This window comes from Streptomyces sp. NPDC088923 (assembly GCF_044749745.1).
In the GTDB taxonomy this organism is placed as follows: Bacteria; Actinomycetota; Actinomycetes; order Streptomycetales; family Streptomycetaceae; genus Streptomyces.
The window spans coordinates 174426-186769 of record NZ_JBIVIO010000003.1; the positions used below are offsets into that span (position 1 = coordinate 174426).

Below are 12344 nucleotides of genomic sequence, written 5' to 3' on the forward strand. Positions count from 1 at the left end.
GCTCGTACGGCCCCCTCACCGGCCGTACCAGCGGGGGCGCTTCGCGTATGCGGCAGCTCGCGCCGCACGGAAAGCCGTCCGTCCCGCGCCCCGCGAACGACCGCGCCGCGAGGCCACATGGAGGGGGAAACCGCAACGTCGACAGGGCTCGCGGAGGGGGCTACCTTCACCTGGCCCTGTGCGAGTGCCCACCGTCGCGCGGGAGTCCCCCCGGCCGAGCCACCGGCTCCGCGCCGCCCCCGACCATGGAGAGACGCATGCCCCGTGCCGCGTTGTACACCTTCGGCGTCCTGAAGTCGCCACTCGCCGATCCCGGGCCCCTCACCCGGGCTTTCCAGGACAGCGGGGAACCCGTCTACGGCGCGGTCGGCCGGCACCCCGGGTACCTCGGACGCGCCGAGCCGGTGAGCGGCGACGGCAACCCCTTCGACGCGGACTGGGGCGCCTGGGGCGAGTTCGCCGTACCGGCCTGGTACGACAAGGGCCGGACGGCGGACACCGTCGCCCTGGCGGCCACGCTCTCGCTCTGGACCGATCCGCGCTCCGCCTTCGAGGCCGTGTACACCGGCGCGCACCGCGAGGCGCTGAGCAGGCGCGCCGACTGGTTCGAGCGGACGGGGCGCCCCGGTCACGTGTGCTGGTGGGTCGCGAAGGACGCGATACCCGGCTGGCGGGACGGGGTGGCCGGACTGGAGCACCTCGACGCGCACGGCCCCGCGCCGCACGCCTTCACCTTCCACCACCCGTTCACACCGGAGGGAGCCCCGGCCGGGCGCGAGGCCACCGGGCAGACGAAAGGCCCCGGCGCCTGAGCCCGCTCCACGCGGGCCCAGGTCCGCCGGGGCCACTTCACACCGGTGTGCGGAGCGCACACCGGCAGGTGCTCACGTCTCCCGGTACCGGGCACTCGCCACCGAGAAGGCGCCGAAGCCGAGCAGCCCGATCGCGATCACGACGAGCAGCCACGGACCCGCCGGAGTCTCCGTGAAGGAGCGCAGCGTGTCGTCCATGCCCTTCGCCTTCTTCGGCTCGAACTGGATCGCCGCGACGATGGCGAAGACGCCCGCCGTGCCGAAGAGGATGCCGCGCGACAGGTTCCCCGCGATCCCGAGCACGTCCACGACGCGCTCCGTGCGACGGCTCATCTCGCCCGTCTTGAGGTGCTTGCGGAACTTCCGCAGGACGGCACGGACGACGAGGCCCACGCCGATCCCGACCACGACCGCCCCGGCCACGGCCACGATCCACCGGCCGCCCGGCCAGCCGAGCGCGGTCGCGGTCACGTCCTTCGACTTCTTGTCGGAGGAGCCCCCGCCGCCGCTGCCCATCGCGAACGACAGGACGGAGTAGGAGACGAAACCGTAGAAGACCGCCCGCCCCGCGGATATGAGCCGCTTGCCGGCCTTGTCGCCGTCCGGGCCCGAGCGGCCGAACACGGCCTCCGACAGCCGCCACAGCGCCATGCCCGCCGTGGCGATGCCGAGCGCCCACAGCAGGAAGAGGCCGAAGGGCTTCTCGGCGATCTCCGCGAGCGCCCCGGAACGGTCCGCCTGCTTTCCGTCCCCGGGGTGGAAGGCCAGCCTGATCGCGATGACGCCGATCAGCAGGTAGATGATCCCCCGGGCGACGAACCCGGCACGTGCGGCGCGGTCCACCGCTTTGCTGTCTGCCGCGCGCTCGGCCTTCTGGTGCGCGCGCCGCGTCGTCGATTCGCTAGTCATGCGGCCCGGTTGCCCCCGCCGGCCGCGCGGAAACGGGGGACGCGCTCACAGCGAACACCGTCCGCGTCCAGGCGTGCGCCGCCCGCGAGGGGGCACTCGCACACCGGTCCCGCCGGGACCACGGGCCCGCGCGGCCCGCCGCACTCCCCCGGGAGACACCGTGCTCGCCTACGTCGCCGCGGCCTTCTTCGTGGTCGCCTACCTGCTGCTCGCCACCGACACGAACACCGAGACGTGGTACGCGCCGACCGCGCTCGGCTTCGTCGGTCTCGCCCTCCTCGCCGCCCACCTCGGTGGCGCCTCCTCGCGCCTCGGCGCCCGCCGCCATCGCTGAGAGGCGGCGGGGGAGAAACGACAGGGGCACGGCCGAAAGGGGCGCGCGGCCACGAGGACCGCGCGCCCCTTCTCGTACCCGAACGCCGTCTCAGTAGCGCAGCACCGCGGCGATCCTGCCGTGCTCCGCGAGCGCGTCGTCCGGGACGAAGACGACATCGGCACCTGTCCCGAGCGCCGTCTCGACGAGGGTGTCGACGATGTCGTCCTCCACGTCCGGGTCCTCGGCAGAGGCCGCGGGGCGCAGGTGGGTGGCCTCCGGGATCGCCGAGACCTGGAAACCGTCCTCCACGAGGAGCAGGTGGACGCGGCCCTCCTGCACGTTCTGCCAGATCTCGTCCGTGCCCGCGGCGAACCGCCGCTGCCCGATCCCCTCACCGAGCCGGTCGAGCGCCGCGCGCTGCTGCTCGGCCGTGTACTTCTCGCGCGCCGGGCGGATGACGTCGAGCAGGACGTGCCCGGTCAGCTTGTCCGCCCCGGCCCGCTCGACGCGCTCACCGACGCGCTCCCTGCTGCGGCTTCGCTCGACGAGCGTGTTGATCTGGTTCGCCGTGCCCACGAGGTGCACGGGGCCCTTGCCCGTGCGCAGCGCCTCGGCGAGCTTGTCGTCCACGTCGCGCAGGTACTGGCGCAGCCGCTCCTCGCGGTAGGGGGACGGCTGGAGGCCGAAGTTCGCGCCCGGCTCGGCGTCCTCGTGGTCGGGCAGCTCGGGCTTCGCGGGGAAACCGAAACCGGTCACCTCGGTGAGCGACTCGCCTGCCCCGTGCCACAGCCTGCTGCCCTCCTCGGAGAGGACGAGGACCCAGTACGGACGCTCGTGCAGCCACGAGGAGACGAGGTTCCGGGTCAGGTACGTGTCCGCGACGACGACGCGCTCGGACGGCGTGACGGGGAGCTTCCACACCTCCCAGTCGTTCGCCGAGGCGAGCAGGAGGGTCCCGTCGGTGATCTCCGAGGAGTCCACCGAGGCCGCGGCCTCGTCGATCCGCGCCTCGACGGCCTGGAGCGCCGCCTTGTCCACACCCGGGTCGTCCGCGAGCCGCTTCTTCGCCTCGCTCACGAGGTTGCGCAGCCGGATCGCGTCCTCGGCGCCGTCCGGCGACGCGGGGTGCGTGGGCAGCAGCAGTGACACCGCCGGGTACGGGCGCGGGGCGCGCAGCTCGGCCAGGGTGTCCGGGTTCAGCTCGAAGGTGTCTCGCACAAGGGGCTCCCACGTGGTCGGTCCTTGTTGGCCAGGGTGGCACTGCCCGCCCTGCCACGCAGCCCGGAAGGGGCCGGGAGGGCGGGGTGCGCGCTCCCTGGTGTTCCCGATCGGCGGCCGCCTATGATCGCCGGTCATGAGCTCTTCACCGCTTCCCGGCCGTTCCCCCGGGGAATTCCCCTACGAGGACGGGCAGCGCGCCTCCGACGCGGACCGGGACGCGGTCGCCGAGCGGCTCAGGGAGGCCGCGGCCGAGGGCCGGATCGACTTCGAGGAGCTGGACGAGCGCCTGGGCGCCGCGCTCAGCGCGCGGACGTACGGGCAGCTGCGACCGTTGCTCGCGGACCTGCCCGCCGCCTCGGGGCTCGTCCCGCCGCCCGCGACACCCGCCGGTGAACCGCTGGAGCTGCGCGGCGGCATGCACGGGGTCCGCCGTTCGGGTGAGTGGGCGGTGCCCGCCCGGCTCGTGGTGCGCGGGGGCATGGGCGGGGTGGTCCTCGACTTCACGCGGGTACGGACGCGGCTCGCCGAGATCCTCGTCGAGGTGCACGGCGAGATGGCCGGCGTCCGGATCGTGGTGCCGGAGGCCTGGCGGGTCGAGGCGGGCGGGGTCGACCCGGGCATGGGCGGCGTGCGTGACCGTACGACACCGGGCGAGGGGAGGGGCGCGCCCCTGTTGCGGCTCACGGGGGAGGCGGGCATGGGCGGCCTCCGGGTCAGGAACCCGGGCCGCGTCGAGCGCGCCCGCCTCCGCAAGAACCCGCCGCCGGCCTGACCGACGGCACGGCACCCCGTCGCGGAGCGGCCGAGAGGCGTCAGCCTCCCGCTTGCCGGGGCCGTAGCATCCCCAGCAGCGCCCGCACCGACTTCCCGGCCTGCCCGGACACGGGCTCGCCGCGCGTCATCCGCTCCGCCGCCCGCCCGATGTTCCGCGCCATCCCGCCGAAGATCACCGCGTGGAAGGGCGACACGCTCCACCAGTACACCTGGCCCGCGAGCCCCCGCGGGTGGAAGACCGCCCGCTGCCGGTACACGGACCTGTCCGGATCGCCGTCCTCGGCCGGGTCGGCGCGCAGTTCCAGCCAGCCGAGCCCCGGCATCCGCATCTCGGCGCGCAGGCGCAGCAGTTTCCCGGGCTCGATCTCCTCGACCCGCCAGAAGTCGAGCGAGTCCCCGACGCGCAGCCGCCGCGCGTCCCGGCGCCCCCTGCGCAGCCCCACGCCGCCCTGGAGCCGGTCGAGCCAGCCCCGTACCGCCCAGGCGAGCGGGAAGGAGTACCAGCCGTTCTCGCCACCGATCCCCTCGATGACCTGCCACAACGCGGACTCGGGGGCGCCCGCCGCGCGCTGCCGCTCGTCGGTGTAGAGCGAGCCGCCCGACCACGCCGGGTCGGTCGGCAGCGGATCGCTCGGGGCGCCCGGCACGGAGGCGGAGGACCAGCGCGTCGCCACGTCGGCCTCGCGCACCCGCTGGAGCGCGAGCCGCAGGGTCTGGTCGAAGGGCACGGGCAGGCCCGGCCCGTCGGGGACGTACCGGGCGATGTCGTGCTCCGCGCAGACCACCTCGTACCGCAGCGACTCGGCCAGTGGCCGCGCGAGACCGCGCGGCACCGGTGTGACGAGGCCGATCCAGTGCGAGGACAGGCGCGGCGTGAGCACGGGGACCGGCACGATGACGCGCTTGCGCAGCCCCGCGACCTCCGCGTACCGCTCCATCATGTCCCGGTACGTCATGATGTCCGGCCCGCCGATGTCGAAGTCCCTGTCGACGTCCTCGGGCAGTTCGGCCGCGCCCACGAGGTACCGCAGCACGTCCCGCACCCCGATCGGCTGAATCCTGGTGCTCACCCAGCTCGGCGTCACCATGACCGGCAGCCGTTCGGTCAGGTAGCGCAGCATCTCGAAGGAAGCCGAACCGGAACCGATCACGACGGCCGCCCGCAGCACCGCCGTGGGCGTCGGGCCCGCGCGCAGGATGTGCCCCACCTCGGCCCGCGAACGCAGGTGGGGGGACAACTCCTCCTCCGGAACCCCGGCCGGGGTGAGGCCGCCGAGATAGACGAGGCGCCGCAGCCCCGCCGCGTGCGCCGCCTCGGAGAAGTTGCGCGCCGCCGCGCGGTCCGTCTCCTCGAAGTCCGGCCCGGACGCGAGGGCGTGCACGAGGTAGTAGCCGACCTCCATGCCGTCCATCGCGGCCCGCAGCGACTCCGGGTCCGTGACGTCCCCCTTGACGATCTCGACCCGGTCCGTCCAGGGGTAGTCACGCAGTTTCTCGGGTGTACGGGCCAGCGCGCGGACGCTGTGCCCCGCTTCGAGCAGTTCCGGCACGAGCCGGCCGCCGATGTACCCGCTCGCTCCGGTCACCAGACAACGCACCGCGGCCTCCCTCGGAGTGACGTTCTTCCCACCATGGCACCGGCGGGCCGGGCACGCGCGCTCGCGCGGCCCGCGCGTCGCCGCGGGACGTGGACACGGGGGTCGCCCGTTCGGGTGAGCCGGCGAACGTGCGGAGCGGGCGGCGCGGTGCCGTACGGGGCGCGGGAACGGGCGCGCGGGAACCGCGGCGCGTGCGGGGTGCGCCAAGGCGCCGGGCAGGGCCCGCCGACTGCCGCGCGGCCGGTCGTACGATGCGGGCATGACTGTGCACGATGTGGAAATCAGCGCCCTCCAGGGCGGACCCGCCCAGCTCGACCAGTACCGGGGCAAGACCGTCCTGGTCGTCAACGTCGCCTCGCGCTGCGGGCTGACGCCGCAGTACGAGGGCCTCGAACGGCTCCACGAGACGTACCGCGACCGGGGCTTCACGGTGCTCGGCGTGCCCTGCAACCAGTTCATGGGCCAGGAGCCCGGCAGCGCCGACGAGATCGCCGAGTTCTGCTCCGCCACCTACGGCGTCACCTTCCCGATGACCGAGAAGATCGAGGTGAACGGCGAGGACCGGCACCCGCTCTACCTCGAACTCGTCGACGTCGCCGACGCGGAGGGCCACAGCGGCGACATCCGCTGGAACTTCGAGAAGTTCCTCATCGGCCCGGACGGCGCCGTCGTCGCCCGCTTCGCCCCGCCCACCGAGCCGGAGTCCGCGGAGGTCGTCGCGGCGATCGAGAAGACGATCACCCCGGCCTGATACCTGCCTCGCGGTTCCGCTGTGACGCTCCTTCCGCGAGGCGGAACAGGGGGCACAGCGGGACCCCGGCGGGCGGCCCGTCCTGGTTCGCCTCAGGCGTCCCGCGCCGCCGTCCTCTCCAGTTCGGCCCGCAACTCGCTGACCCGCTCGCGGAGTTCCACCACCCGCTCGTACCGCTCCAGCAGGTACTCCGCCTTCGTGCAGAGCGTCCACGGGTCGACCGGCTTCGTCAGCAGATCCGCCGCTCCCAGCTCGCGCGCCCGCTCGGCGAGGGCCCGTTCCCGGCCCAGACCGGTGACGAGGACGACCGGGATGTCCTGCGCCCGGTCCACGCCCCGCATGTACCGGGCCACCTCCAGGCCACCGGTCCCCGGCATCACCACGTCGAGCAGGACGAGGCCGATCCCGCCCCGCAGCACGCACTTCAGCGCCTCTTCGCCGCTGTGGGCCCGCAGCACACGCCGCCCGAGCGGCGCGAGCACGCTCTCCAGGGCGAACAGCGTGTCCGGATGGTCGTCGACCAGGAGGATCGCGGTCTCCGCGGGCATCTCTCGTCCCTCCTCGTGGCGTGCCAGCATATGCCCGGCGGCTAGACCGGCACCCCTACGCGATCAGCCACCTTTGGCCAGGGGTCGAGAACCGGCCAGGGCCCCGCCGACCCGCACCGGTCAAGGGCCGTCAAGGTCCCGTCAGCGCCCGCCCCACCGGGATCAAGACCCCGTCAGGGCCCTCCACCGCGGTCCGGTAGGGACATACGTTCCCGGCAGGACGTCCCCGCGCCCCGCGGGAACCGCACCACCGAACCACCGGAGCACACCATGCCCGCCCGCCGTCCCGCCCCCGCACGCCCCGCCCCCGCGCCCGAGGAACCCGACCCCGAACCGGAACCCGCCCCGCGCACGGTGGGACGGGAACCGGTTCCGCGCGCGGGCGGCCTCGCCCTCGTCCCGCCGCTCCCGCCCCACCCCGATCGCCTCCCGCGCCGCTGCCACGTCCCCGTCACCCAGGGCCCGCACGGGCAGTCGCCACGCCTGTGCCGCACCCCGCACGGCACCCGTACCGCCGTGGCCTTCACGACCGTACGGGCGCTGCACGCCGCCCTCGGCACGTCGCAGGCGTGGACCGTCCTGAGCCCCGCCGCCCTGCGCGCCCTCGTCGCCCCGCTCGGCATCACCACGCTCACCCTCGACCCGGGCCTCGTCCTCCTCCCCGGCACCGCGCGCCGCACCGGGGGTGCCGCGTGAGCCTCCTCACCAGCACCGAGGCGGACCTCGCGCTGTGGCCCGCCTCCGCGCGCCTCGCGGCCCACGGCGACGTCCGCGTGGGCGGCGTACCGCTCACCGTCGCCGCCGAGCGGTACGGCACGCCGCTCTACGTACTCGACGAGGAGCAGGTACGCGCCCAGGCCCGCGCCTACCGCGCCGCCTTCCCCGACGCCGGGGTCCACTACGCCGCGAAGGCGTTCCTGTGCCGCGCCCTCGTGCGCTGGCTCGCCGAGGAGGGCCTCGGCCTCGACGCGTGCTCGGCCGGAGAACTCGAACTCGCCGTCGCCGCGGGCTTCCCCGCCGACCGGGTCCTCCTGCACGGCAACGCCAAGAGCCCCCGCGACCTCGCCTCGGCGCTGCGTCTCGGCGTCGGCGGGATCGTGCTCGACAACGCGGGCGAGATCACCCGCCTCGCCGCGCTCGTGCCCCCCGGCGAGCGCCAGCGCGTCCTCGTGCGCGTCGTCCCCGGCATCAGCGCGGGACACCACGACAAGGTCCGTACCGGCGACGAGGACCAGAAGTTCGGCCTCTCGCTCACCGACGGCAGCGCGCAGCACGCCGTCGCCCGCGTCCTCGCCACCGAGCGCCTCGAACTCACCGGGCTGCACTGCCACCTCGGCTCGCAGATCGCCGAGGTGAAGCCGTACCTCGCGGCGCAGCGGCGGCTGCTCGGGCTGCGCGCGCGGATCGCCGAGACCTACGGGGTCGTGCTCCCCGAGATCGACCTCGGCGGGGGCCACGCGGTCGCCCAGCGCCCAGGCGAGCGGGGCCTCGACCTCACGGACCTCGCCCGGCGGCTCCGCGCCGAACTGGCCGAATCCTGCCGGGCCGCCGGGCTGCCGGAGCCCCGGCTACTCCTCGAACCCGGCCGCGCGCTCGTCGCGCGCGCGGGCGTCGCCGTCTACCGCGTCCTCGCGGTCAAGCGGACCGGGCACCGCGTCTTCGTCGCCGTCGACGGCGGCATGGGTGACAACCCGCGCCCGGCCCTGTACGGCGCCCCGTGCGTCCCCCGCCTCGTCGGCCGCGTCTCCACTGCCGCCCCGCGGCCCGTCGACCTCGTCGGGCGCCACTGCGAGGCGGGCGACGTCCTCGCCCCCGAGGTGCCGCTCCCCGCCGACATCCGGCCGGGCGACCTCGTCGCCACCCCCATCGCCGGCGCCTACCAGCTCTCGATGGCCTCCGCCTACAACCTCCACGGCCGCCCCCCGCTCATCGCCGTCCGCGAGGGCGCCTCCCGCCTCCTGATCCGCCGCGAGGAACCGGACGACCTGTGGCTGCGGGACATGGGCGGCTAGCGGTAGCGTGCGGGGCGGTGAAGCGCGCGGGGGAGCCGATGCACGTGGACGTGACCGAGATGACCGAGGCCGATCTCCCGCGCGTCATGCGCCTGCGCGCCCGCGCGTGGGCCACCGCCTACGCGGGGCTCGTACCGGCCGCGTACCTCGACGCGATGGACCCGGCCGCCGACGCCCGCGCCCGCGCGGGACGGTTCCGCGAGAGCCGGGGGCAGGTCACCGACCTGCTCGCGCTCGGCACCGACGGCGCACTGCTCGGCTGGGCCTCCTACGGGCTGCCGCGGCCGGGAGGGGGCCCGGCGGGCGAGCTGTTCACGCTCTACGCCGCCCCCGAGCGTGTCGGCACGGGCGTGGGACGCCTCCTCGTCGAGGAGGCGCACGCGCGCCTCGCCGGGCCCGTCGCGCTGTGGGTGCTCGAAGGAAACCACCGCGCCCGCCGCTTCTACGAGCGCTTCGGCTACCGCGCCGAGGGCACCGCGCGGCCCGACGACTACGGCCCGTGGGGCGGGCCGGTGCTCAGGGAGCTGCGCTACGTGCGGGACTGACCAGGGGCGGGGCCCGCCCACCGCCGTTCGCCGTCCTGCCAGGGACCGTCCGGACGCAGGCCGAGGGCCCGCGCGACGGCCTCCGACGCGGCGTGCTCCGGGTGGACGTACGCCACCAGCCGCCGCACCCCCGCGTCCGCGAGCCGTACGGCGAGAGCCCGCGCCGCCGCCTTCGCGAGCCCGCGCCCCTGCCACGCCGTGCCCACGACCCACGCCACCTCCGCCTCCGCGCCGCGCGTCACCGTCGCCTGCACGTAGCCGGCGAAATCGCCGCACTCCTCCACCCGCACAAGGAAGTTGACCCATGTGACCCCGGCCTCGCCGGGACCGGCGAGCTGCCGCGCGTAGCGGCGCTCCAACTCGGCGGCCCGCGGCGGCTCCCCGCCCGTGAACCGGTACAGGGCCGGGTCGGCGAGCACGGCGGCCATCGCGGGGGCGTGCCGGACGGCGAGCGGGACGAGGGCGAAGGACGGGGGAGCGGGGGAGTGTCCGGGCGGCGTGGAGCGCATGGGCGCATTCTCCATTTCCCGGCCATTCGGGCGACACCTGTTTTCCCCGGACGCGCGGGGGCACGCGAGTCCCACGAAGCACCAAGAACCCGTACCCGCGGGGGTGAGCGATGAGCCGGTGCAGAGTCCGAGGGCGGTGGCCCGGTACGGGAATGCGTCCCGTACCGGGCCACCGCCCCTTCCCGTTCCTCTTCCCGTGCGTTCAGCCCGGGCCGTCCAGCCACGAGTACAGCGCCTCCCGCGCGTCCGTCCGCCGTCCGGCGCGGTACGCGAGTTTCCAGCGCTCGTCACCGAGCGTCCGCCGCGCGAGCGCCTCGTACCGCTCGCGCACGGGGGCCAGCTCGGGGGTGCCGCGCTGCGGGTGTCCCGTCGTCGCCCAGAAGCTCTCGGCGATCCCCGACATCCGGGCCGCCCGCTGCGCCTGCCCCGCCGCGCTCAGCGTCGCGGCGAGCAGATCGAGGCAGAGCGCCGTGCCGAAGGAGTCCTCGATCGCCCGCTTGCTCTCCAGCGCGGCCCGCGCGTACCGGAGCGCCGGCTGGGCCCTGCCCTCGCCGAGGTGGACGAGCGCGAGCTGGTAGTCGAAGTACGACAGCGCCCAGCGCTCCCCGAGCGCCAGGCAGCGCGCCCGCAGCCGCTCCGCCTCCGCGCGCGCCCGCTCCCGCTCCCCGAGCGCCGTGTACGCGAAGACCCGTACGAGCAGACAGCGCAGCCTGCCCGGGGAGCCCGCGTCGGGCCCGGGCGCCGCGTCGAGCCCGGCCTCGGCGAGCGCGAGCGCCCGCGCTGGCTCGCCCGTGAGCAGCGCCGTGAGGCCGCTCGCGTACGCCGCGCCCAGCATCCCCTCCCGGTCCCGCTCCCGTTCGGCCGTCTCGGCGCCCCGCGCGCTCACCTCCTCGGCCGCCGTGTACTCGCCGTGCAGGGCGTACGCGACCCCGAGCGCCCACAGCGCGCGCGTGCGGTGCGGCCCGGTGGCGGACGGGTTCTTCAGCGCCGACACCAGAAGGGAGCGCATCTCGTGCAGCCGCCCGCAGCAGGCCCAGAAGAAGACGAGCCGCCCCGCGACGTCCAGCGCCTCGTCGGGGCGGTGCTCCGTCAAGTACGTGAGCGCCGCGCTCACTTCGCCGTACGCCTCGCGCGCCCAGCGGAACCACGTGATCTGCCGGGGCCCGAGCCACTCCTCGTCCGCGAGGCGCACGAGGCGCGCGAAATAGGCGGCGTGCCGCGCCGCCAGCGCCTCGTGCTCGTCCGTGCCGAGCCGCTCCAGCCACTGACCGCCGTACTCGGCGAGCGTGTCGAGCATCGACCAGCCGCGCCCGTGCCCGCGCAGCACCGAGCAGGCGAGGAGCCGGTCGAGCCCCGCCGTGACGTCCGCCCGCGTGAGCGGCCCCCCGGCGCACACCTCGCGCGCGGCCTGGAGGTCGAAGGGTCCGCGGAAGACCGTGAGACGCGCCCAGAGCAGCCGGTCCGCCGGGAGGCACAGCTCGTGGCTCCAGCCGATCGTGGTCCGCAGGGTGCGGTGCCGGTCGGGGGCGCCGCCGGGCCGCTCGGCGGAAAGGGCGTCGTCGGGGGGACTGTCGTGCCGCTCGGCCACGAGGGTGTCGAGCCGTGACTCCAGGCGCGCGGCCAGCTCGTCGAGCGGCAGCCGCGCCGCCCGTGCCGCGGCCAGCTCCAGGGCCAGCGGGATGCCTTCCAGTCGCGCGCAGATCCGCGCGGCCACCGCCCGCTCCCCGGGCCCGAGCCCGCCGGGCCGCACCGCCGCCACGCCCTCGGCGAAGAGGGCGAACGCCTCGGGCCCGTCCTCGGGCAGCGGCCCGAGCGGGTACACGTACTCCTCCACGAGTTCGAGCGGACGCCGCGAGCCGAGCAGCACCGTCAGCCCCGGACAGGCCGTCAGGAGGTCCCCGGCCAGGTCCCGCACCGCCTCCCACACCTGCTCGCCGGAGTCGAGTACGAGCAGGCAGCGCTGCCGGGCCAGGTAGGCGCAGAGCGCCTCGGCCCGCGGGCGCGGGGACTGGTCGGCGAGCCCCACCGCGCGTGCCACCTCCGTGAGGAGCTGCTCCGCGTCGCGCACCGGACCGAGGTCCGCCCAGTGCGTCCCGTGCGCGAACTTGCCGGCGGCCTCGGCGCTCACCTCCCGCGCGAGCCGCGTCTTGCCGATGCCGCCGGGCCCGGTGAGGCTCACGAGGCGGCGCGTGCGCAGCGCGTCGAGCAGCGAGGAACGCTCGCGCTCCCGGCCCACGAAGGTGCTGCGCGCGTACGGAGTCTGCCCAGGCATGCGTCCAGTCTGGCGCATCGGCGGTACCGCGCTCCAACCCGGCGCGGGGGCGCACCCGCTGACGCGGCGTCCGTCCG

13 protein-coding genes are annotated in these 12344 nt (G+C 75.3%); 7 read left to right on the forward strand and 6 right to left on the reverse strand.

Going from position 1 to position 12344, the window contains the following annotated elements; translation table 11 throughout:
* The first annotated feature begins 257 nt into the window (after window positions 1–257).
* Entirely contained in the window at window positions 258–812 is a 555-nt protein-coding gene (locus ACIP4O_RS16270) for a DUF3291 domain-containing protein (protein WP_401575095.1), read from the forward strand.
* Window positions 813–884: 72 nt separating this feature from the next.
* Here ACIP4O_RS16270 and ACIP4O_RS16275 read toward each other — a convergent pair whose 3' ends face one another.
* Window positions 885–1721 carry a DUF1206 domain-containing protein gene (locus ACIP4O_RS16275; protein ID WP_401575096.1) on the reverse strand — a complete coding sequence of 279 codons (837 nt, stop codon included), beginning with the start codon at window positions 1719–1721 and terminating at the stop codon, window positions 885–887.
* A gap of 160 nt (window positions 1722–1881) precedes the next feature.
* On the opposite strand from ACIP4O_RS16275, the gene ACIP4O_RS16280 reads away from it, so the two are divergent.
* The gene (locus ACIP4O_RS16280) at window positions 1882–2055 is read left to right on the forward strand and encodes a hypothetical protein (protein ID WP_361333924.1); all 174 of its coding nucleotides are present in this window, start codon (window positions 1882–1884) and stop codon (window positions 2053–2055) included.
* Between the two features lie 90 nt (window positions 2056–2145).
* On the opposite strand, the gene ACIP4O_RS16285 is transcribed toward ACIP4O_RS16280, so the two are convergent.
* Window positions 2146–3255, reverse strand: a complete 1110-nt coding sequence (locus ACIP4O_RS16285) for a hypothetical protein (RefSeq protein WP_401575097.1) — start codon at window positions 3253–3255, stop codon at window positions 2146–2148.
* Window positions 3256–3391: 136 nt separating this feature from the next.
* Between ACIP4O_RS16285 and ACIP4O_RS16290 the strand changes: the two genes are divergently transcribed.
* The gene (locus tag ACIP4O_RS16290; RefSeq protein ID WP_401575098.1) at window positions 3392–4030 is read left to right on the forward strand and encodes a DUF1707 domain-containing protein; all 639 of its coding nucleotides are present in this window, start codon (window positions 3392–3394) and stop codon (window positions 4028–4030) included.
* Window positions 4031–4070: 40 nt separating this feature from the next.
* On the opposite strand, the gene ACIP4O_RS16295 is transcribed toward ACIP4O_RS16290, so the two are convergent.
* Window positions 4071–5630 carry an SDR family oxidoreductase gene (locus tag ACIP4O_RS16295; protein WP_401575100.1) on the reverse strand — a complete coding sequence of 520 codons (1560 nt, stop codon included), beginning with the start codon at window positions 5628–5630 and terminating at the stop codon, window positions 4071–4073.
* A 259-nt stretch (window positions 5631–5889) separates the two neighbouring features.
* Between ACIP4O_RS16295 and ACIP4O_RS16300 the strand changes: the two genes are divergently transcribed.
* Window positions 5890–6381, forward strand: a complete 492-nt coding sequence (locus ACIP4O_RS16300; RefSeq protein WP_401575102.1) for a glutathione peroxidase — start codon at window positions 5890–5892, stop codon at window positions 6379–6381.
* 92 nt (window positions 6382–6473) lie between these two features.
* On the opposite strand, the gene ACIP4O_RS16305 is transcribed toward ACIP4O_RS16300, so the two are convergent.
* On the reverse strand, window positions 6474–6929 hold the full coding sequence (locus tag ACIP4O_RS16305) for a two-component system response regulator (RefSeq protein ID WP_401575103.1): 456 nt from the start codon (window positions 6927–6929) through the stop codon (window positions 6474–6476).
* A 270-nt stretch (window positions 6930–7199) separates the two neighbouring features.
* Here ACIP4O_RS16305 and ACIP4O_RS16310 point away from each other — a divergent pair, with 270 nt between their 5' ends.
* From ACIP4O_RS16310 to ACIP4O_RS16320, 3 genes are read left to right on the forward strand one after another with little or no spacing between them, the layout of a single operon-like run.
* On the forward strand, window positions 7200–7625 hold the full coding sequence (locus ACIP4O_RS16310) for an SAV_915 family protein (protein ID WP_401575104.1): 426 nt from the start codon (window positions 7200–7202) through the stop codon (window positions 7623–7625).
* Entirely contained in the window at window positions 7622–8941 is a 1320-nt protein-coding gene (gene lysA / locus ACIP4O_RS16315; protein ID WP_401575105.1) for a diaminopimelate decarboxylase, read from the forward strand. The genes ACIP4O_RS16310 and lysA overlap by 4 nt, the downstream gene beginning before the upstream one ends.
* Before the next feature lie 17 nt (window positions 8942–8958).
* Window positions 8959–9486 (forward strand): GNAT family N-acetyltransferase, encoded by a 528-nt coding sequence (locus ACIP4O_RS16320; protein ID WP_401575106.1) that lies wholly within the window; start codon window positions 8959–8961, stop codon window positions 9484–9486.
* On the opposite strand, the gene ACIP4O_RS16325 is transcribed toward ACIP4O_RS16320, so the two are convergent.
* Both ACIP4O_RS16325 and ACIP4O_RS16330 read right to left on the reverse strand, forming a co-directional pair.
* Window positions 9471–9995, reverse strand: a complete 525-nt coding sequence (locus ACIP4O_RS16325; RefSeq protein ID WP_401575107.1) for a GNAT family N-acetyltransferase — start codon at window positions 9993–9995, stop codon at window positions 9471–9473. The genes ACIP4O_RS16320 and ACIP4O_RS16325 overlap by 16 nt on opposite strands.
* 202 nt (window positions 9996–10197) lie before the next feature.
* Complete coding sequence (locus ACIP4O_RS16330) at window positions 10198–12267, reverse strand: ATP-binding protein (protein WP_401575109.1); 2070 nt, start codon at window positions 12265–12267, stop codon at window positions 10198–10200.
* Window positions 12268–12344: the final 77 nt, after the last annotated feature.

Coding starts and splice junctions, on each gene's coding strand:
- ACIP4O_RS16270 (WP_401575095.1), top strand. CDS start 258: ATGCCCCGTGCCGCGTTGTACACCTTCGGCGTCCTGAAGTCGCCACTC.
- ACIP4O_RS16275 (WP_401575096.1), bottom strand. CDS start 1,721: ATGACTAGCGAATCGACGACGCGGCGCGCGCACCAGAAGGCCGAGCGC.
- ACIP4O_RS16290 (WP_401575098.1), top strand. CDS start 3,392: ATGAGCTCTTCACCGCTTCCCGGCCGTTCCCCCGGGGAATTCCCCTAC.
- ACIP4O_RS16300 (WP_401575102.1), top strand. CDS start 5,890: ATGACTGTGCACGATGTGGAAATCAGCGCCCTCCAGGGCGGACCCGCC.
- ACIP4O_RS16305 (WP_401575103.1), bottom strand. CDS start 6,929: ATGCCCGCGGAGACCGCGATCCTCCTGGTCGACGACCATCCGGACACG.
- ACIP4O_RS16310 (WP_401575104.1), top strand. CDS start 7,200: ATGCCCGCCCGCCGTCCCGCCCCCGCACGCCCCGCCCCCGCGCCCGAG.
- ACIP4O_RS16325 (WP_401575107.1), bottom strand. CDS start 9,995: ATGCGCTCCACGCCGCCCGGACACTCCCCCGCTCCCCCGTCCTTCGCC.
- ACIP4O_RS16330 (WP_401575109.1), bottom strand. CDS start 12,267: ATGCCTGGGCAGACTCCGTACGCGCGCAGCACCTTCGTGGGCCGGGAG.